The organism is Spirosoma daeguense (assembly GCF_054776875.1).
Genome location: NZ_BAAHBF010000004.1, coordinates 343,454 through 365,685 on the forward strand (window position 1 = coordinate 343,454; position 22,232 = coordinate 365,685).

Annotated in this window: 13 protein-coding genes; 3 read left to right on the forward strand and 10 right to left on the reverse strand. The window is 47.3% G+C overall.

The window, feature by feature from the left end; all coding sequences use genetic code 11:
• Positions 1-2: 2 nt before the first annotated feature.
• The 8 genes from ACYVD4_RS14390 to ACYVD4_RS14425 all read right to left on the reverse strand — a co-directional run bounded on the left by ACYVD4_RS14390 (position 3) and on the right by ACYVD4_RS14425 (position 12,074).
• Positions 3-3,254 (reverse strand): fibronectin type III domain-containing protein, encoded by a 3,252-nt coding sequence (locus tag ACYVD4_RS14390; RefSeq protein WP_460946764.1) that lies wholly within the window; start codon positions 3,252-3,254, stop codon positions 3-5.
• Between the two features lie 189 nt (positions 3,255-3,443).
• Positions 3,444-4,076, reverse strand: coding sequence for a response regulator (locus ACYVD4_RS14395; RefSeq protein ID WP_460946766.1), 633 nt, complete (start codon positions 4,074-4,076; stop codon positions 3,444-3,446).
• 75 nt (positions 4,077-4,151) lie between these two features.
• Positions 4,152-5,264 carry an ATP-binding protein gene (locus ACYVD4_RS14400; RefSeq protein WP_460946768.1) on the reverse strand — a complete coding sequence of 371 codons (1,113 nt, stop codon included), beginning with the start codon at positions 5,262-5,264 and terminating at the stop codon, positions 4,152-4,154.
• Entirely contained in the window at positions 5,236-5,889 is a 654-nt protein-coding gene (locus ACYVD4_RS14405; protein ID WP_460946770.1) for a hypothetical protein, read from the reverse strand. The genes ACYVD4_RS14400 and ACYVD4_RS14405 overlap by 29 nt, the downstream gene beginning before the upstream one ends.
• Positions 5,890-5,899: 10 nt before the next feature.
• On the reverse strand, positions 5,900-6,856 hold the full coding sequence (locus ACYVD4_RS14410) for a hypothetical protein (protein WP_460946772.1): 957 nt from the start codon (positions 6,854-6,856) through the stop codon (positions 5,900-5,902).
• A gap of 387 nt (positions 6,857-7,243) precedes the next feature.
• On the reverse strand, positions 7,244-10,327 hold the full coding sequence (locus tag ACYVD4_RS14415) for a sensor histidine kinase (protein WP_460946774.1): 3,084 nt from the start codon (positions 10,325-10,327) through the stop codon (positions 7,244-7,246).
• Between the two features lie 7 nt (positions 10,328-10,334).
• The gene (locus ACYVD4_RS14420) at positions 10,335-10,952 is read right to left on the reverse strand and encodes a response regulator (RefSeq protein WP_460946776.1); all 618 of its coding nucleotides are present in this window, start codon (positions 10,950-10,952) and stop codon (positions 10,335-10,337) included.
• A 207-nt stretch (positions 10,953-11,159) separates the two neighbouring features.
• Complete coding sequence (locus ACYVD4_RS14425) at positions 11,160-12,074, reverse strand: LEA/WHy family protein (RefSeq protein WP_460946779.1); 915 nt, start codon at positions 12,072-12,074, stop codon at positions 11,160-11,162.
• Between the two features lie 148 nt (positions 12,075-12,222).
• On the opposite strand from ACYVD4_RS14425, the gene ACYVD4_RS14430 reads away from it, so the two are divergent.
• The 3 genes from ACYVD4_RS14430 to ACYVD4_RS14440 all read left to right on the forward strand — a co-directional run bounded on the left by ACYVD4_RS14430 (position 12,223) and on the right by ACYVD4_RS14440 (position 19,698).
• Complete coding sequence (locus ACYVD4_RS14430) at positions 12,223-12,993, forward strand: META domain-containing protein (RefSeq protein WP_460946781.1); 771 nt, start codon at positions 12,223-12,225, stop codon at positions 12,991-12,993.
• Positions 12,994-13,151: 158 nt separating this feature from the next.
• Positions 13,152-16,586, forward strand: coding sequence for a ThuA domain-containing protein (locus ACYVD4_RS14435; protein WP_460946783.1), 3,435 nt, complete (start codon positions 13,152-13,154; stop codon positions 16,584-16,586).
• A 199-nt stretch (positions 16,587-16,785) separates the two neighbouring features.
• On the forward strand, positions 16,786-19,698 hold the full coding sequence (locus ACYVD4_RS14440) for a glycoside hydrolase family 9 protein (RefSeq protein WP_460946785.1): 2,913 nt from the start codon (positions 16,786-16,788) through the stop codon (positions 19,696-19,698).
• 84 nt (positions 19,699-19,782) lie between these two features.
• On the opposite strand, the gene ACYVD4_RS14445 is transcribed toward ACYVD4_RS14440, so the two are convergent.
• Positions 19,783-20,784, reverse strand: coding sequence for a zinc-dependent alcohol dehydrogenase (locus ACYVD4_RS14445; RefSeq protein ID WP_460946787.1), 1,002 nt, complete (start codon positions 20,782-20,784; stop codon positions 19,783-19,785).
• Positions 20,785-20,807: 23 nt separating this feature from the next.
• Positions 20,808-22,148: an MFS transporter gene (locus tag ACYVD4_RS14450; RefSeq protein WP_460946789.1), complete on the reverse strand. Its 1,341-nt coding sequence runs from the start codon at positions 22,146-22,148 to the stop codon at positions 20,808-20,810.
• Positions 22,149-22,232 lie beyond the last annotated feature (84 nt).

Consider the following 22,232-nt stretch of genomic DNA (forward strand, 5'->3'; position numbering starts at 1 on the left):
TCTTATCGCTTTAAAAGTCTGAATGTTTTTGAATAATTAGCGGTCTTGATCTGCATCAGATAAAGACCGGCTGGCCAATCGGCTATACGTAACGTAGTGTTGTTGCGTATCGTGGTTCGGCAAACCTCCTGCCCCAGCGCATTCACCACCGCCAGCGTATGCATGGCTGTCGAATTCAAATCAATCTGAACCGTTTCAACAACAGGATTCGGATATACCTGCCAGTTCGCTATTTCTTCGGGCAACGTAGCACTAACCACCGGAGCAACCGTTTCCAATACGTTCGAGTAATCCGAGAAATCGGAGGTACGTAGTGCCCGTATTCGATAGAAATATTTGCTTCCTGACCGAACCGGCGTATCTGTAAACTCTTTTGTATTGGCAGGCAAATCAGCTTTGAGTACCTGCCAGTTGGTAGGCGAGTCGGTAGCGCGGGAGAGTTCATAAGCCGTCTCGTCGGTAGCGTTATCGTCCCACTCAATGGAAATCTGATTAGCTACAGTAGCCGTTTTAAGACGAAGATTGCTAGGTGCAACAGGTTTCAGAATGGGCAGAGCGGACGTAGTAGCTTCGGCCACATTCGACCAGTCGGACGTAGCAGTACCCAATTTTGCCCGTGCCCGGAAATAGTATTTTGTGCTGGCTGTCAGCCCAGATACCAGATAGGCAATTGTATTGGCAGCTACAGTAGCCGGATTTCCCCACGTAGTATTATCTGTACTACGTTCAATTTCGAAACCTTCTTCGTTCGAGGATGCATCGGTCCAGATTAAACTCACCTGCGTAGTGCTGACGGGCGTTGCCACCAGATTCAACGGCGTAGCGGGCTTAACAACCGGAGCCGCTGGTGTAGTGGCCTCTGCTACGTTCGACCAATCGGACGGCGTTGCGCCGAGTCTGGCTCTTACACGGAAATAGTATTTCGTACTGGCTGTCAGCCCCATAGCAGAATACGTAACGGTATTGGCAGGTAAAGTCACCGGATTCCCCCACGTAGCGTTATCCGTGCTACGTTCTATATCAAAGCCCTCTTCGTTCGAGGACGCATCGGTCCAACTTAAATCGATCTGCGCGCTGTTGCTGGCTGTGGCTTTCAGATTAGTTGGTGTAGCAGGCTTGGTAATGGGCGCTGCCTGTGTAGTTGCTTCGGCTACGTTCGACCAATCGGATTGACCTGCACCGTTTTTTGCCCGTACCCGGAAATAGTATTTCGTATTGGCAGTCAACCCCGTTACTGAATACGTTGTGACATTCGCAGCTACAGTAGCGGGGTTTACCCACGTAGCGTTGTCGGTGCTACGTTCAATGTCAAAACCTTCTTCATTTCCCGAAGCGTCGGTCCAACTCAGGTTTATCTGGGTACTACTGGTAGCCACAGCCGCCAGATTGGTTGGTTTATCGGGCTTGGCTGGAGTTGGCGCTTGCGTGGTAGCTTCTGCTACGTTCGAATAATCGGAATTACCTCCATTATTTCGGGCAAATACTCTGAAATAATATTTGGTATTCGGCGACAGATTATTGACGGTAAACGCCTTCGTATCAGACCCTATATCTCCTGCTGTTGTCCAATTACTCTGGTCGGTGCTACGTTCAATGTTAAAGCCTACTTCGTCGGTTGCATTGTCGGTCCAGCTCAGGTTTACCTGCGTACTATTTATGGCCGTAGCTACTAAATTGGTGGGTGCTTTTGGCTTCGAAACCGTAGGGGCGGCTGGCGTTTTGGCAGCTACCAGATTGCTCCACTCCGAATTACCAGCACAGTTTTTGGCTATCATCGACACAAAAAACTGGGTGTTGGCTGCCACGTCGATAATTTTAGAATCCGTGTTTGCGTCGGCCTTGTACGTAGGGTCTCCTCCGCCCAGGTAATTGTTATTACACCGAATCAGAAACTCGCTTTCCCGACTATAGGATTCATTGGCTCCTTCCCAGCTTACCTTGATCTGATTATGCGACAATACTTCCGCTTTTACATTCAATGGCCGTTCGGGTATAGCAATAGAGGTGGTTAGGGTTGTTGCACTCCAGCCCGATTCCGTACCGTTGCCCTTCGCCCGTACCCGTATGTATACCTTATGCCCACATCCCGGCCAGGAACCATCGACGTCATAATTCGTGATATTGGCACCTACACTAGCCGAACCGCCTGTATATTGCTCATCATTGCCCCACTGAATCTCAAAACCGGTTTCGTTATTCGATTTATCGGTCCATTCGGCTTTAATAACCGTAACACGGTCGGAGTTTTTAGTCCAATTCTGCGACAGGTTTTTAGTGATTTCGGGAGCTGTAGGCACAGGCCCGGCTGCCGTAGTGGCATTAGCGGTATTGCTCCAGTCGGAGTTCGTATTACAGTTATTGGCCCGTACCCGCACATAATAAGCCTGCGATCCGGTCAGCCCCGAAATAGCGTAAACGCCCTCATTGGCTGGTCGTGTAACTGATGCAGCTCCGTTAAAATCGGCAGTTTTAGCATACTCAATCGTGAATCCACTTTCAACACTTTCTGCCTGATTAAAGCCATCCCAATTTACCGTAATTGTTGTGCCAGCTACGCTTGTCCGTACATTCTGAGGTGCATCGGGCTTACGGACGGTGGCTGCTATTGTTTTGACCGCATCGGGCGATTGAAGGCTAACAGCAAAACCTCCACCGAGCACAGCTCTTACCTTTACTTCGTAGTTGGCCTTACAGCCCGGCCAGGTCTGTGCATTTCCCTTTCTGATAGTGAACTCAGTCAGGTTTTTATTAAAACCCTGATCCGAAGAGCCTTGCGAAACGCCATTCAACGCCCAGCTAATAACATAACCTGCATGATCGGCAGTTTTTGGCTCCCATTTTACTTTTAGCGCCGACACCTGTTCGCTATTGCCATCCCATATTGGTTCGATGGATGTAATAAGCGGGGCATCTAATTTCTGGGGGGGCGTGGTAATCGTTACCTCTGGTGTCGTGTAGTCGGTAGTTGACCCACTTCCTTTACAAATCAACTGGAAACTATACGTTGTTTTTTCGGTTAGCCCCGTTACGGTATAAGTACGTATTGAAGAGCCAATTGCGTTAGACAGAAAGGCTACTGCTGCTCCTTTTGCCTTCCGGCTTACCGTAAATGAAGAATATGTCTTTCCTGCGGGTACCGACCACGTCAATAAAACTTCTGAATATGAAGTTGGGAGAACAGATAGCTGAACGTTTTGGCCAGAAGCAACTAAACAGCTAAGCCAGAGTAAACAGGCCGTAAATAACGATTTCATAAGGAGATGGGTAAAGTGTGAATAGCGAATTTGATGGCTCAAATTTCCAATACAAACCAACGCCTGTAAATCGCATAAATTCATGATTTTCATACCCGATCAGCTAAAGCAAAACCCCATTGAATACCACATCTGCTGTGGTATTCAATGGGGTTTTGCTACGTAGCGTAGAATAATCCAGCAGTTTAGTTAGACAAGCCGCTGTCGGATGGCTTTCGAAATGGCTTCCTGAGAGGAGTTGACGTGCAGTTTTTCGTAAACTTTTCGGATGTGCGAATTGACCGTATTGACGCTAATGCAACACGTATCGGCAATCATTTTGTAGCTCTGCCCCTCTACCAGACAGCGCAAAATATCTTTTTCCCGTTTCGAAAGGTCATAAAACTCAGGTTCGGGCTGGTGAACGGTCTGAAAAAACGACAGCACTTTTCGGGCAATGGGCGGGCTCATGGGCGAGCCACCCGTATAGACTTCGGCAATGGCTTCCAGAACATCGTCGGGCGATGTACCTTTCAGAATATAGCCCGATGCACCCGCGCAAATAGCGGCAAATACCTTATCATCGTCCTCAAAAACGGTCTGCATCAAGATCTGAATAGCCGGATAGTCGGCTTTTATACTTTTGACGGCCTCAATACCCGATACGTCGGGCATTTTAATATCCATTATCACTACGTCGGGCCGGGCTTTGGCTACCTTTTGTAGTACGTTTATGGCATTCGGGAAAACGCCCGTCAGCAGATAATCTTCGCTTCCTTCGAACAAAAGCGACAGGTTATCCGTGAAGGTTTTGTTATCATCGAAAATGGTTACCCGAATCATACGTATCAATGCTTAAATGGGTGGATAGAACAGCTACAAAGCTCGGCTTCTATCAAACGCCTGTCAATCATGAATTTATGTGATCGGAATCACCATTTTCACGTCTGTTCCCTGCCCTACTATGGACGTTATGTCCAGATTCCCTCCAATTTGAATAGCTCGTTTTTTCAGATTCCGCAAGCCGTTCCCATCATTAGTTGATTGATAATCAAAACCTTTCCCGTTATCCTGAATTTGCACCCATAGATACGTTTTTTCGATTTTGATGTGAATCAACACCTCGGTGGCCTCAGCGTGTTTGGCAATATTCACAATCGACTCCTTAAAAATCAGGAATAGATTTCGCTGAACCTCCAGCCCCATCGGCAGGTCGGTGGCTCCCATAACCCGGAACGTAACGCTTATCCTACGACTACTCAAAACAGCTTCGGCAAACGCTTTCACCTTGTCGAAAAAATCGATAGAGCTGTCGTTCTGAGGATTAATGACCCACACGACGCCCCGCATGGTTTGCATCATCTCGCGCGACTCGTTCATCATACGGTCAAGGATTGGGCGCACGTCGTCGGGCTTTTTATCGAAGCGGGATTTGGCCATTTCGCCCAGAAACGTAATGCTACTCAGGGCAGTTCCTACATCGTCGTGTAAGTCGGCCGCGATTTCGTTACGTATCTGTTGCAGGCGAATCTGGCCCCGATATCGATACATTCGAATGAAATACAGACCCATACCGACCGCCAATAGCCCGAAAGCAGTCAGTATGGGTACAAACCAGGGACGTTGCCAGAAGGCTTCGTCCAGATAAAATTTCAAGCTTGCTACGTTGTTGGGATAATTGAGGTTTTTTACCTGTAATTCGTAATTTCCCCCAAACAGATTGATGTAATTAACGTAGTTCAATCGCCCGTTTTCGTGCCAGCGATTATCAAAACCAACTAGCCGATATACGTAGCGTGCCTGAGCAGAATCGGGCCGATCAATAAATCCCACAACGATGTGTGTTTTTTTATAATCCAGCACAATTGGCCGATGGAGGTGATACGTAGAATCGGTCTGTTCGTTGGTTGCTTTGAAGGATATAAACTGAATCTGTTGTGCGTGGCAATTATGGCTGAACGTGAGCCCGCCTAATAATAAGATAAACGAAAGAGCCAGTTTGTTACTTTTCGAAAACCGGAATCTTATCAAGGCTGGGCAGTTTGGGTTTAACCGAAAGAATGATCCAGTTGATAGCCAGACAACGGAAAACATTATAAACAGGCAGTATACCCTTCCAAAGCAACGTCATAAAACTATCTGACAAATAAGACTTCAGAAAATTACTGATTACATCCAGAAACAGGTTAACAAAGAACTCTATCAACAAGTACAGAATCAGCAGAAAAACAGCCGAATTCATAGGGTCTGGTTTTTGCAGGCAGTGCAGTATATAGATGCTGCAAAAGGTAATCATGAACAAATCATATGGGATGATCACAAAGAGCTGAAATCCCTGAACGCCATTGCGAATCATGTACCAGCCAACAATTACCCAGATTATTGCTGCAGCTCCCCAGATAATTCGGGTATCGATTACCCGTTTCAAAATGATATGAAAAATTCCTCCGTATACCGTAACGCCCAGCAACGCACTAATGTAAAACCCAGCATGACCCATTGCCACTTTCGATCTTACCAAAGCCAGCAGAATCATTACGCAAGCTGTCAGTATATAGATCCGAAAAGGCATTTCCAAGTCTCTCCATTTGTAGAAACTAGCCAGCAAAAACGGAATAACCAGGTAGTTACCTAGCTCTTGTATGATCTGGAGCACGGCTTCGCTCTTACGTGGTTTGTCCTATTTTGGCGGTTGTTTCATCCTGACACGACGAGCCTGAGGTCAGTATCACTGGATTCTCGGTCCATGTATCTAGTGTAGGACTTTCTGTTGGTGCCAAAAATTGAGTAAAGCCCTCTATTTTAGCCGGTGTCGTTTGATCCTGCGTGCTCCAAACATCTTCCAGAGGATAGCCTTCTATTCTGGCTCTGACTGAATCGGCCGCAATGGCTACTATATGAAAACACCGGGCAGATTCTGGATTCAGCGTTTTTGTTCCATAGCCCAGAAATAATTTTACTCCCTTTTTCCTATCGTCAACCTCTTTTCTAATTTGTTGGAGGGTTCCCCAGCCTATGTAATATCCGGTAATCAGGTACCGAAGTGAATAAGTAACAGGCCGTTCTGTATCAAGCTCAAGCGCCTGTAGCACCGATTTGGCCGAAATTTTATAGGTTCTCAGCGCATTATCGTTTTCAAAACGTTCCTCAAAGTTTAAGCGAAGCTGGCGGTAGTTATCTCCATCCCGATCGACACGAACGAACTCAGTCCTCTCAACCGTATTTGACGTTAATGACGCATATTCAATTAATTCATACTCTCCACTTGTATTGATAATCGACATAGTTTGCGCCACATCCGTAAATTTTCTGACGCCCTTCTTAAAGTCTTCATCCTCAACCTTTGCCCGATCCATTAGTAGCACCATTTTCCCGTCAGTATCCACGCCAAACATCATGCGAATAGCATCGAAAAGACCATTCATTGATCGTTCCCCCCTAAGGAGGTCATCCAACGTGTCGGAATCGATATAAAACGAGCCTTGTGATAGATCAAGTTGGCGATCAGGACTAAGGGTTTGAAAGCCATCAATGAGTGAAATGGCGGCCGCTTTAGACAACGGATCAAAACCATGCATGTTAGTCTCTATCTGCTCATCGGATTCTATAATAGGGTGTGCCATGAAGATGTGGTAAAAAGTAAATGGTGAATTTGTGAGTAAAATGAATCAACATATAGGCGCAAAACTATAGACTAGGTCTAACCCATAAAATCGCATAAACTCATGGTTTTCCGGTACGGGAGCTTATAAAGCCATCCCGTACCGGTTATCTGGATAGAAGGTAAAAACGTCAAATTAACAACAAACCTGCTACGGCAGAGACTACCGCAATAAAGGATATAATAAGCCAGACAAGGGCGGTTTTATCTTTTTCTGGCCGCATACCGCACACAGAGGAAAGGTTCATAAACTCACTCAAAAGTGAGTAAAAAGATGCTCGTTGTAAATACCAAGATTTTGGTATTTCACTACGTAGCAGGTGACAAATCGATCCAAGAAAACAGTGGTTCAGGAAACCAGCGGGACGTTAATCGCTACGATTGTACCCCGATGCGGCTCCGATGTAAATGTGCAGGAGCCACCCAGTAACTTGATACGTTCGTTTATATTGACCAGCCCATTGCCTGCCAACCGTTTGGCTAATTCAGGGCTGAAGCCTTCGCCGTTATCACGATATGATACGCGTAGGAAATTATTTTCTACACGCATCTGTAACCATACCGAATCTGCTTTCGAGTGCTTCAGGGCATTCTGAAGAAGTTCCTGCACAACCCGAAACAGATTGATTTCGATAGCCGACGGTAGTTTTTGGGGAACATCAACCGCATCGAACGTAACATGTATACGTTGACCATCGGTAAAAAGCTGCACCATTTCCCGAATCGTGTAAACCAGCCCAAATTCATTCAGACTACGCGGGTGCATATCGTGAATAATACTCCGGATATCCTCAATGGACGATTTCAATACGTCTAACGAGCGGCTTCTGATTTCATCGATCGGCACACTGAGCGAGCCTAGCGACGATAGATACATTTTCAGAACGGCCAGATTGGCACCTACCCCATCGTGGAGTTCTTTGGCAAACCGCTGCCGTTCCAGTTCCTGCGTCCGAATCGACCCGCTCAGAATATCGGCCTGCCGCGTTTTGATTTCGTGAATTCGATATCGATAAATGCCATACATGCCACCAATAAGCAACCCGATTAGCAATACCCGAAACCACCACGTAATCCAGAATGGTGGCCTGATCGATACGTTCACAGTGGTCACCTCGTTGCTCCAAACCCCATCGTCGTTGCTGCCTTTCACCTGAAATACGTAGTCGCCGGGAGGCAGTTTGGTATAGTCGGCATAACGCCGATATTGTGCCTGTACCCAATCCGGATCAATTCCGTCGAGCTTGTATTGGTATTGATTTTTTTCAGTATTCGTAAAATTGAGAGCCGCAAATTCAAAACGCACAAAATTCTGATCGTAACGTAGCGTTAGCTGCTTCTGCTCTGGGGCATACGTACTATCGAGCACGGCAATGCGGGTAATACGAACGGGAGGTATAAACGTATTCCTGTTCAGCCGGTCGGGACGAAAAAAGTTAATGCCGTTGATACCACCAAAAAATAGCGTACCGTCTGGGTGTCGATAACAAACATTGGTATTGAACTCGTCGCTCTGCAAGCCGTCGTTACGGTCAAAATTTTTAACAATTCCCAGCTTTGGTGAAAACCGCGAAAGCCCTTTGTTACTGCTTACCCAGAGATACCCCTGATCATCGTTTAGGATGCCATAAATAACATCATTGGGAAAACGAAACGATGCCGCTGAAGATTGGCTGGAGTAATGGTGCGTAATTTTATAAGTTTCCAGGTCAAGGCTGAACAGGCCGCAATCGGTGCCAATCCAAAGTGTTTTATCAACGGCCAGCATCGACCGAATGTTGGCACACGGAAGTCCATTTGCTTTATCGAACGTAGTAACCGAATGCGTAACCCGATTATACCGAATCAGACCATGCCCCAATGTGCCAAGCCAAAGATTCTGGCAATCGTCGGCATACATAAGCCGGATTGTTCGTTGGGCAATTGTCTTCAGTGTTGGCAAATCATCCCAGTTTTTCCAACGCTTTGTCAGTACGTCGAATCGCGCCAGCCCCGACCCTCCGCCGGTCCAGATTTCGGTTGTCCGGCCGGCAGAATCGCGTACCGGATAAGCTGCATAAGCATAAAGCTGCCGGTATTGATCTGGGGCTTTATACGAAGCATGCGTTCGCCCAACAGGGTTGTACAGAATAAGCCCACGACCATTGGCTAGCCAGAGTTTCTTATCATCGGGCACAATAACCCGGACTTCATTGCTGATAATCTGATTCGTATCCTGAGCCGCCAGCATCGTTCGGCTTAGCAAAGGCACAACCTGTTGGCTCGCCAGCGAAAACTGCGCCAGTCCGCCTGTTCCTGTACCGATATAAACCATATTACCTTCACCCGTTAATCGAAAAATCATATTATCGGGCACTGAAACCGCCGGAGCATCAACGTCGCGCTGAATCAACTGGAACGGAAATCTATTGGGGTCATACTTATCGACTCCATGACTATTCAAACCAATCCAGATGATTCCGCGCTGGTCTTCGAACAAACTCCAGATACCATTTTCGGCCAGACTTCTGGCATTATTTCGGGAATGTTTTAGATAGGTGAATGTTCCCGAAGCCGGATTGAAAAGCGAGATTCCTCCCGTACGCGACCCGATCCATACCCGCCCCAGCCGATCACATAACAAGGCGGTGCTTTCGTTGCTGCTCAGATCTCTGTTGGTATTTCCCTGCCTGAAATGAATGAATTTCGAACGTAGCGATGCCTTAGGCACCATAAATATGCCATCGTCGCGAGTGCCAATCCAGAGGTTATTCTGTTTATCAACCAGCAACGTACTAAGTAGCGAAGGTGTGCCTAGTTGCTTTTTCGTCAGAAACACCCGAAACGTATCACTCACGCTATCATATCGATACGTAGCCTGATAATCAGATACCCATAGATCGCCAGCCGATGATAGGCACAAGCTGGTTAGTGCATTATTATCGGGAAAGTAACTGCGAATTTTTCGCGTAACCGGATTGAGGCAGAACAGCCCTTTTTCGTCGGTCATGATCCAGATATTGCCCTGTCTGTCTTCCAGTAGTTTTTCGATAGAGACACTGTCAACAGCATGTGCAACACCTATAACTGCCGCAAATCGACTAAATCGCTGATTTTCTTTGTTGTAGATATTTAATCCTCCCCCCGTGCCGATCCAGAAGCGTTTTTTTGAATCGACCAGCAACGTCTGTACAATGCTGTTATTCAAACCATTTCTGCCCGAGGGCCTGAATACCTTAAATTCATAACCATCGAACCGATTGAGTCCATCCTGCGTGGCAAACCACATGAAATCGTCGTATTGCGTAATGGCATAGCCCGTTCCCTGCGAAAGCCCATTTTCCTGAGCAAAATGCTCTAGAAAATTAGGAGTTGCCGACTCAGTGACGCCCCCTGTCTGCGCCCACGACAGCCTTACACAAAAAAGACCGATAATAAACGCCAGACGAGCCATTTGTATATCAGGTTAGGTCATTAGTCCGCGTAAATAAAGACAGCTCTACATTAGTATGAACACCCAGCTTACGATAGATATTTTTCCGATGCGTTTCTACCGTTCGTATGCTCAGGAAAAGCTTGCTGGCAATTTGTTTCGAGCTTTCGCCAGCAACAATAAGTTGAATAATTTCGGCTTCCCGTTCGGTGAGGTCGTATCGTTTTCGTTGTTTGTCAAGTGCTTCCTCAAGCTCCTCAAATTCACTAGGGGCATACTGTTTTCCTTCGCAGACGAATTGGATTGCTCGAAATAGTTCTTCCTGCCCGGCAGTTTTTAGGCAATAGCCAATAGCCCCCGCTTCGAACGCGCGACGAATAGATTGTGCATCGTTCAGCATCGATAATATCAGAACTTTTATATCGGGAAAAAGCGGACGAATGGCTTTAAGAACATCCAGACCTGTCATATCGGGCAAGTCAATATCGAGCAGAAGTATGTGAGCCGGATGTTTGCCAAGAAATGGAATTACTTCACGCCCAGTCTCCACAATACCGATCACATCATACGCCACTGTCTGCTCCAGCAAAAACCGGATACCATCTGCAAACATCCGATGATCGTCTACAATCAGCAGTTTATGCATGGCACTCAAAGCGTATTATCGTGGATAGAAAATCAGTCTGTTATTCTGAACGAATATATTTCTAACTGACTGCTAATGAATTGTAAAAATGCGACATTCTGAACATATCTCACTACGTAGCATCTAAAATTTACGTTTTCGACCAGGATAATTGTCAAAATACGTATTAACGGAAACGGAAGCCTCGAAAACGATTTTAGAAGTCAATTATTTTTTCAGTTTTTTAAAGTCATCCAGTGTGCCCGTTATCGTTGCCATAAACTTGCTGTCCTGCACCATTGGATTATCGTTTTTATCGACCAGCTTACAACTGAAATTCACTACGTAGGGCGTATCTTTTTTGTCGAACAGCATTTTGGGCAATACACTAAGCGTTTTTCCCGGTCGGGCCGTCACCGGAAAAATAACGGGTGTAGTTGCTTGAGCCTTGATCAAAATCGGATCTGTCTGCTGCCCGTCGGCAATTTCCTTTCCGTCGATTTTAACCGTGTAACGCGCATCAGTGATGTTGAATGGAATCTTATTTTTATTCGTTACCAGTACTTTTGTTGCTACGTCGGTACGTTTCAAACCGAGTGGGCCAAAGTCAATATCGTCGATTTTTATCTTCGGAATATAGAACGTTGGCAACCGTCGTTCAATCGTTACAGAAAACGTTTTCTCACCCAGTATCGGAATATCGAGCGCGAACGTCGATCTGACTTTATAGGTAGTGCTGTCTATACCTTTCGCTTCGAGCGTTTTCAATACGTTGGTTGCTTTTTCGGCTTTTATTTTCACTGGCAGTTTCAACAACGTACTATCACCAGCTTCTATCGCAATTGGTTTTCGGTACGCATCCTGCACCACAGGCGTATCGGCAATGTATACGGTATAATCCATCTGGTGCGCTTCAAAACCAATCGGCAATGGATTGTCGATCAGCATATACATATTGACCGTCATCGACTCTTCGCTTATGTCCGTAATCGTCATACGGGTTAGTTCCAGCCGAGGTTTAAGCGTGTTATCGTAGGGGCCTTCTTCCTGCGCTGCTTTATTTTTCAGTTGGCTATACCATACGTAGCCACCGATAACAACCAGAAATAGTACACTCAATGCAATAATCCATCCCTTTTTCATAACGTATTGTTCTGCTTAGCGTAAGCATATCAACCAACGTAGCAACGTACTGTTTTTTAGAACTGCCAAACGGTTTATTTACTACGTATTGATTAAACTTTTCCGGCGCCAGGAAGTCTTACAAATACACTGAATTCAGCAATTTGCCATGCGCGCGCTTTTGTTTGGCCTTATCTTTTTGAGTATTGCCTGCCGTCGCCCGTCGACCCAGTTTGCAGCTATGCTTACCCCTGTTCCAACTCCGGCCGATTATAGCCGTTATCTCAAATCGGGTGATGAACTGGTCGCTATTGGCCATGACCCTAGTTGGTCGTTGACAATAAATTCATCGAAGGGAATGCTACGTTTCGCTGCTCCCGGAAAAGATAGCCTTGAGGTAACTGTTCCCGAACGCCAGAACGATCCAGACGGTGTAATTCGCTATAACATACCTGTCGACGCGGGGCACATGAGCGTATTGTTCAGACCCGATAGTTGTGTTGACAAAAAAACGGGGCATCGGCTCGATTATCGGGTTGAAGTAAGTTTGCGAGGCAAAAACTACGTTGGTTGTGGCGTATCGTTACGGCAGCTTGCTACGTTGCAGGACATTTGGGTACTGACCGAATTTCAGGGCAAACCTGTTAGCGCCGGGGGACTACGCAATGAATTACCACGACTCGAAATTTCGCTGACAGAAGGTCGTGTAACAGGTACCACGGGTTGCAATCGGCTCAGTGGCTCCATCATCGCCGATACGCACCAGATTCTGTTTGGGCCATTAATTACGACCAAAATGGCTTGTGCAGGTTCCGTTGGTGATTTTGAGAAAAACTTTCTGAATGCGCTCAGCACACCCGTAACGTATCGAATCGGTCAGGGAAAGCTTGTTCTGCTACGTAGCGGTACGTCGGTGATGACCTTCAAGAAAGTAGATTAGCCTTATTTTAATCTTTGTATAAAGCGAACGATCACCCGATGGCGTTCGCTTTTTTGTTAGTTTTGCTTCTTACTAAAAGTCAATTGTATCGTCGAATAAGTTAAGCTTTCACTACGTCGTCGATACCTCCAACCAATCTGTATAAATCGTTAATCTCTATGAAAAACCTACGGCTCCCCTCGCGTGTCATGCTGCTGACGGGTGCATTGGCAGTTGCTACCGCTGGCATTTCGGAAACAGCCTGGGCGCAAACAATGGCGAAACGCGCTGCGGCTGCAAAACCAGCAACAAGCTCGGTTTCGGCTCCGCTGGCTCTGAATAAGGTGCTGGTTTTTTCAAAAACTAAGGGCTTCCGGCATTCATCGATTCCGGCCGGGAAACGAGCCATAATGAAACTTGGTCAGGAAAACGGATTTGCTGTCGACACAACCGAAGATGCCTCTAAATTTAACGAAGCTAACCTCAAGCAATACGGGGCGGTTATCTGGCTGAGCACAACAGGCAACGTATTGGACGATGCGCAACAGGCTGCTTTTGAGCGATATATTCAGGCAGGTGGTGGCTTTGCGGGTATTCACGCAGCCGCCGATACGGAGTATGACTGGCCCTGGTACAACAAACTGGTGGGCGCGTATTTCCTACACCACCCGAAGCAACAGAACGCAGAAATAGAAATCGTCGATAAAAATCACCCATCAACCAAAATGCTGCCCGACCGCTGGAAGCGTTGGGACGAATGGTATAGCTACAAAAGCATCCAGCCCGAACTAAAAGTATTGGGTAAGCTAGACGAAAAAACTTACGAAGGCGGCAAAAACGGCGATAATCACCCGTTTATCTGGCATCACGACTTCGATGGCGGAAAAGCATTCTATACGGGTGGCGGGCATACCGATGAATCGTATGCTGACCCACTTTTTTTACAGCATCTGCTGGGTGGAATCAAATCGGTGATGGCAACCAGCCTGAAGTTTGGTCAGGCAAAAACGCAGCCGTTTCCCGAAGAAAATCGCTTCGAACAGCACGTACTGATTTCGGGTATGGACGAGCCAACCGAGCTGGCGGTACTCGACAACGGCAAAGTTCTTTATGCACAACGTAAAGGCGAATTGCGCGTCTACGATCCTAAAAAAAAAACAGTAAAAACGGTCGCTAACTTCCCGGTATTCACCAAGTTCGAGTATGGATTGATGGGATTAAACATCGACCCAAATTTTAAACAGAACAAATGGATTTATGCGTTTTATTCACCCCTGACGGGACAGAGTGTGGCCGATACGGCGCAACACCTGTCCCGTTTTGTGTATGACGACGTAAAGGACACCGTTCTGCTGAATACGGAGAAAGTGCTGCTGACGATTCCGGTTAAGCGTGACGGCTGTTGCCACACGGGCGGTTCGATTGCGTGGGATAAAAAAGGGAACCTCTATCTCTCTACCGGCGACGATACTAACCCGTTTAACTCTAACGGTTATGCGCCCATCGATGAACGCGCAGGACGTAGCGGCTGGGACGCTCGTCTGACTTCGAGCAATACCAACGATTTACGGGGAAAAATCATCCGTATCCATCCCGAAGCTGACGGTACGTACACCATTCCCGAAGGAAACCTGTTCCCGAAAGGCAATCCCAAAGCACGTCCAGAAATCTACGTAATGGGAAACCGGAATCCATACCGCATTTCGGTCGATCAGCGTACCGGCTTTTTATACTGGGGTGAAGTTGGTCCTGACGCGGGCGAAAACAGCGAAAAATACGGCCCTCGCGGTCACGATGAGGTAAATCAGGCGCGTCAGGCAGGTTATTTTGGCTGGCCGTTGTTTGTGGCCGATAATCGTCCGTATCGCACACGCACCTTTGCCGACAGCACTACTGGCGCGCTTTTCGACCCAATGAAACCAATTAACGATTCGCCCAACAACACGGGTCTGCGCGAATTGCCACCAGCTCAAAAAGCGTACATTTATTACCCCTACGCCGATTCGCCCGAGTTTGGCGAGATTGTGGGCAAAGGTGGCCGTAACGCCATGGGTGGCCCTGTTTATTACTACGACGACTATGCCGAAAGTAGTGTCAAATTTCCCCGCCATTACGACGGAAAATTCTTCGCTTATGATTGGATTCGCGACTGGATTCATCCGGTTACGATGAAAGAAAACGGCGATTTCGTGAAGATGGAAACCTTCATGCCCAGCACGAAATTTTCGCACGTAATCGATATGCAGTTTGCCAATGATGGTTCATTGTATACAATTGAGTACGGACAGAAATGGTTTGGAGCCAATGATGATGCCCGTTTGTCACGCATTACGTATAACGCCGGAAACCGTAAGCCTGTAGCGATAGCATCGGCCAATAAAACAGTAGGTGCGGCTCCGCTAACGGTAAAATTTGACGGTAAAAAATCCATTGATTATGACGGCGACGCGCTGAAATACGAATGGTTGTTCGGGAAAGCGATGCCTAAGCAAACGACCGCTTCGCCCACTGTTACGTTCACCAAACCCGGCGTTTATCCTACTACGTTAAAAATCACCGACGCAGTCGGGAACGTAGCGACAAAAACGATGGAAATTAAAGTCGGTAACGACGAGCCGAAAGTTGAAGTAAGTGTTGCGGGCAACAAAACCTTCTATTTCCCGAACAAGCCGGTTAAATATGCCGTCAAAGTGGTTGATAAAGAAGACGGTACGTTACAGAAAGGCATTAGCCCCGACGACGTAACAATGACCATCGATTACCTCGAAGGCTTCGACAAAACGATGCTCGCGCAAGGTCATCAGGCTAATACGGGTTTCTCAACCGGCAAACGGCTGATTGACCTGAGCGACTGCAAAGCTTGCCACACCGTCGATCAGAAATCGATTGGGCCAGCTTACATCGACGTAGCGAAAAAGTATAAAGGCACGGGTTCAGAGAGCAAACTGGTTCGTAAAATCATTACGGGCGGTGGCGGTGTCTGGGGCGAACAGGCCATGAGCGCGCACCCACAGTTGAAAGAAAGCGAAGTGACCGACATGGTTAAATATATTCTGGCACTGGCCGACGAAAAAGCGGCTAACCGTAAGCCCATCAGTGGCGATTACGTTCCGGCTCAGCAGAAAAAAGATGGCTCGTATATCCTGACCGCTACGTATACCGATAAGGGTAACGGCATTATCGGACCGCTGACGGGCGCTACGTCGCTGGCGCTACGTTCGCCGTCGATCAAAGCGGTTTCGGCTGATATGAAGCAAGACATCTTCCAGTACGATATTCCGAAAGTTGGCCCTGCTGCTATTGGCACAAAGTCAGGAAGTTACATTGCGTTTAAAGACATTGACCTGACCGGAATCGAGCAGATTTCACCAACGGTTTTTGCCTCGACTACACAAACCGCAGGTGGTAAGCTGGAAGCCCGGCTTAACTCACCAACAGGCCCATTGATTGGCGAAGCCGAAGTGAAACAGGGAACAATGGGTCCAGTGAAACTACCGATTCGGCAACCGATTCAGGGCGTACACAAACTCTACCTCGTTTTTGTGAATCCCAACGCAGGACAGAACGCTTTGTTCGCTGTCGATAAAGTCGAATTTGACACACAGGGCATGTAGTTACTATAGTGTGTTTTTTGGACAAACGCCCCAACCAATTTTGGTCGGGGCGTTTCTGTTTTATACTAATGTCAATTCATTCATAAAAAACGACCGTTTACGCGGAAAGTCGCTTCTCGAAATTTACTTTTCTGGTTATTTGCTACGTTATCAGGCACTTTAGCAACCAAATCTAATTTACCAAAAACACGTAGCGGTTATGAAAAGCATTTCTATTTTTCTATTGACACTAAACTTATGTTTGGCCTATAAAGGCTGGTCGCAAAATCCGGTAAACGGTACGGGCAGTATTACGTCGGGCGGGCGCACACGAACCTTCTCCTATCACTTGCCTGCTACGTCGCCATCGGCTAATCTTCCGCTTGTTATTGCGTTTCATGGCGATGGCGGAAATGGGGCAGGTTTGCAGGCTTATGCCGGTCTGGATAACGTAGCGAATAGTCAGAATTTTATTGTCGTTTACCCGAATGCGGTTACGGTAGGCGGTGGAATTCAGTTTAATAAATACGCCGATACGTCGCCGGGATTTGGTTCGGCTGACGATACCAACGGCCCAAATCCACCCGATCCTAATGCACCCGACGATGTTTTATTTACCTCCGATCTGATCGATTATTTCGCCCAAACGTATAAGATCAATCGGAATCGGGTATATGCTACGGGGCATTCGGGGGGTGGATTTATGTGCTATTTTCTAAGTATGGCACTGCCGAACAAAATCGCGGCCATTGCCCCTGTAGCGGCTAGTTTATGGGGAAATAATACGTATCAGAGCAATTACTTTACCGCTGGAAATTACATACCTATTCCGGTGATGCACGTTCATAGTGCTGGTGATAATACTGTGACGCCACCGATTCAGCCTTATCCAAAAACACCTGCCTACGTCTGGCCTTTATCATCTTACGCGGGACTTGGTTGCAATAACTGGGGGACTTATTCGACTAGTACACTCAACCCAACCGTCGATTCGCTGACTTTTTGCGGTTCGGGAAAGAAAGTGGTGCTGATTATGACCAAAGACGCTACGCATGGCTGGCCATCGACGTTCAACGCAGCGCAAACCATGTGGAATTTCTTTAAGGGTTATCAGTTAGCCATACCGACAGAACCAACGGCAGCTGGTAATCCGATTAAAGTCGATCAGTTCGGCTACGTGCCTTTAGCGAAGAAAATTGCCGTCATCAGTAATCCGCAGACGGGCTATAACGCGAGCCAGCCGTTTACGCCATCTGCTACGTATCAACTTAGAAATGCCACTACCAACGCGGTTGTTTTTCAGGGCGCACCTACCGTCTGGAACGGTGGCGCCACACACGCACAATCGGGCGATAAAGTGTGGTGGTTCGATTTCTCAAGCGTGCAAACGCCCGGTACGTACTACGTTTACGACGTCGGTAAAGACAGGAAATCCTATCCGTTTGTGATTGGTAATACGGTTTATCAGGACGTACTAAAACAGGCCACGCGCGTTTTTTATTACCAACGTAGCGGGCTCGCCAAACAAACGCCCTACGCTGAAAGTCCGTGGACCGATGGCGCAGCCTTTCTCGGAACCCAACAGGATACCGACTGTCGATTGGTAAGCAATACGTCAGCCGCTACGTCGAAAGATTTGCGGGGCGGGTGGTTCGATGCGGGTGATTACAACAAATACGTTCCGTTTACCTATGGCCCGATGGTCGATATGTTATTGGCGTATCAGGAAAATCCGACGGTCTGGACCGATGATTTCAACATTCCCGAATCAGGAAACAGCGTCCCGGATTTGCTGGACGAGTTGAAATGGGAACTCGACTGGCTACTTCGGATGCAACAAACCAACGGATCGTTACTGCATAAAGTGTCGGTAACAGATTTCAGTGCCACGTCGCCCCCGAGTGCCGATAGCAATTTCCGCCGATATGGAGCCGCTAGTACCGATGCTACGGCTACCGGAGCCGCTGTATTTGCGTTGGCGGCTATTCAGTTTAAATCATTGGCTGATCCTACTATGCAGGCTTATGGTACTACGTTACAAACAGCGGCCATAAACGCCTATAACTGGGCCAACACCAACCCGTCGGTCGCCTTCAGTAACGCTGGATTTCAAAGCGCATCTGCTATCGGTACGGATCACGACCGGCTTGCCCGGCGCGTAGCAGCGGCTGCTTTTTTATACGTATTGACCGGGAATACTACGTATCGAACCTTTTTCGACGCGAATTATAACCAAATTCATCTGGTGCAATGGGGATTTGCTTATCCGTTCGAAGCTACGTATCAGGATGCGCTGCTGTATTATACCAAAGCATCGGGCGCTACTACGTCGGTCAAAAACAATATCTTATCGACCTATGCGGGCAGTCTAAAAACGAATAATTCAGATAACCTTCCTTCCTATCTGAATCAGTCGGATGCGTATCGGGCTTTCCTGAAAAATGACAATTATACCTGGGGGAGTAACGAGACCAAAGCGCATCAGGGCAATATGTTTTTCGCGATGAATGCCTACGCGCAGGATACTGTCAACAAAGCGAATTACCGCGATGCCGCGATGGGTTTTGTACATTATCTGCATGGCGTAAACCCCACGGATTATGCTTATCTGACCAACATGGAAGAACACGGTGGCGAGTTTACGGCACCAACCATGTATCACTCCTGGTTCGGCGATGGAACGGCTTTCGACACCAATCCGCCACCGGGCTACGTAATGGGTGGCGCCAATCCGACGTATACGAATGAAGCCGGAATAATCATTTCTCCTCCTCAGAATCAGCCCATTCAGAAATCGTACAAAGCCTGGAATACAAGTTATCCGGAAAATTCGTGGCAAATCAATGAACCGGCCATTTACTCGCAGGGTGCTTACGTTCGTTTGATTTCGCAAGCTATGAAATACATCGACGTAGCACCGTGTGGCACCGACATAATGGCGAGCATAAAATCGGGTAACTGGAACGACCCAACCACTTGGGCTTGCGGACGAATACCAACCAGTTCGGAGAACGTACTGATTCAGCCGACGCACAACGTAACGATTGACGCAGTGACAGTGAATGCTAAAAACGTAGACCTAAGAGGAAAACTCAACTATGTAAACGGAGGCAAATTGCAGTTAGCCAACTAGCTATGCGGACAGAATGTCCGCGTTACGTTCGACCTGTAACGCGGACATTCTGTCCGCACATTAATACGATAAATAGATCACATCTTAATCAGCAAGTTCGATAATCAGTTTGCTTTCGGAGCCGGTTACGGCTTTTTCGAATGCTTCCTGTAGATGATCGATTGGGTAATAACCCGAAATAATGGTTGAAGGCGAAATCTGTTTTCGGCGGATAAGTTCGATGGTTCGGCGGAAATCGGTGGGGTGCTGATAAATAATCGACGGAACGATGGTAATGCCTTCGCGGGCAATTTTGAGAGGAGTAAACTGAGCCGGTTTTTCTGACAAACCAACCAGAACAATTTCAGACCCACGCGGTGCCGCAGCCGCTACCATCGATGCAGCTCCGGCCGATCCTGCACATTCAAAAACAGCCGCCACCTGATACGCTTCCCAACTTGCATTTACTGTTGCAACGTCGCCCTGAACGGCAATGGCTCCTTCTCCCAAAGCTTTTTGCAACTTTACTTCGTTGACCTCACTGACCAGTACCCGATAGCCTAGCCGCAGTGCAATATGTGTCAACAACAAACCGATTGCACCTAATCCAACAACAGCAATGGTATCGCCCGAGCGTGCCGACGATGAGAAAAGGGCGTGCACACTCACTGCCGTTGGTTCAATACAAACTGCATCGGCGGCATCAATTTCGTCAGGAATAGCCCAGCAGAACGTCGATGGCAGACAAACATACTCCGCAAAACAGCCGTTTTCGGTTAAACCAATTACACGCTTATTCGGACAGATGTATTCTTTTCCAGTATAACAGAACCGGCAATTCATACACGGAATATTCGGTTCGATCACAACCCGTTCACCAACGATTCTACTAATAACTCCCTCGCCCACTTTGTCGATAAATCCGTAACCCTCGTGACCAATAACCGTTGGTTTGGCAAGTAGTCGGTGCCCTAGAAACAGGTGCACATCGGAGCCACAAATACCTACTTTTGTCAGTTTAACCCGCACTTCACCCGGTTTCGGTTCCGGAACAGGAATGTTTCGAACGGATAATTGATGTGGGTTTTCTAAAAAAAAGGCTTTCATCTAAACACGAAGGAATAAAGAACTTAGAGTCGATCCGATTTTATCGACCAGATGCAGACCCCCATAATGAGCAGGGGCACAGAAAAGAGAACAAACAGAGACTGTACACTTAGGCCGCCATCAGAAAGATAACCAAACAAAAGCGGCCCCAGAATGGCTCCCAATCGTCCGATACCAACCGTATAACCCACACCCGTTGCCCGAATAGACGCTGAATATAAGCGGGATAGGGTGGGCCAGATGCCATTAAACCCGCCCTGTACAAAAAAACCAATCAGCAACACCAAGCCGAAAATCAGTACAGTTGTCAACGGCACAAATGCATACAGTTGCATGATGACAAACGCAGTCAGCATAAACGTCAGAATACTTTGCCGCAGACCGAATCGGCTGCCAATCGCACCAATTGAAGCGGAACCCAGAGCCGCACCAATATTCAGCATAATACCCACACCCGTTGCCAGTTCGAACGGCAGTCCTGCATCTTTGGCGATGGTCGGTACCCAACTCATTAACGTATAAAGCGTCATAAACCCAAAGAAAGTACCTATCCATACTGTTAACGTACTACGTTGATAGTGTGGACTAAACAAAGCCGATACACCTGGCTGTGTACTTTCTTGCTGCGGAATTGGCAACGTAGTAATTGGCTTAGCATTCATACGCACAAGCAATGTATTTACCGACGTCAACGTAGCAGTTGTTTGACCATCGGTCGAGCGCTTATTAAGCATAAACTCAAGTGAGTCGGTCATAAAGAGTGCCGTGAGTACCCACATGACCAGCGCAATACAACCTGCCACTAGAAAGGCACTGTGCCAGCCGTAGACAGGCATATATTTAGCACTGAAAAAACCCGTCAGAATAGCACCGATGGGCCAACCCGCCTGCACCAGCCCGACGTTAAAGTCGCGGTATTTCCTGTTAGAAAACTCAGCCGCCGTAGCCGCCATTGTTGGCAAAATTCCGCCGATACCAAGGCCCGTCAGGAAACGTAGTGCGAGCATCTGGCCGTATTTTGTGCACACCCCTACCCCCAACATTCCAATAGCAATCATTCCGACTGAAACCAGAAAAATATTCCGTCGACCCACTCGGTCGGCCAGCGGAGCAATCAGAAAACAACCGAGTGTCATTCCTGCCAATCCGGCACTAAAAATGTACCCCATTTCAATTTTCGACAGATCCCACTCGGCCATGATGGCTGTACTGGAAAACGAGACAATCAGTACGTCAATCCCGTCGTTGAAATTCAGGATAAAACACATAAAGACCATCAGCCATTGAAATGACGACATAGGCCGATGCAACAGATCGACAGAAGACGTAGTAGATGGTGAAGTTTCGATTGCGGGAGAAGCCATTCAGTCAAACAATCGGGTTAAAAGAAAGGATTAGGGGTCAAACTATCTCCGGCTTTCGCTTTTTGATCGTAATTCCAATGGAAA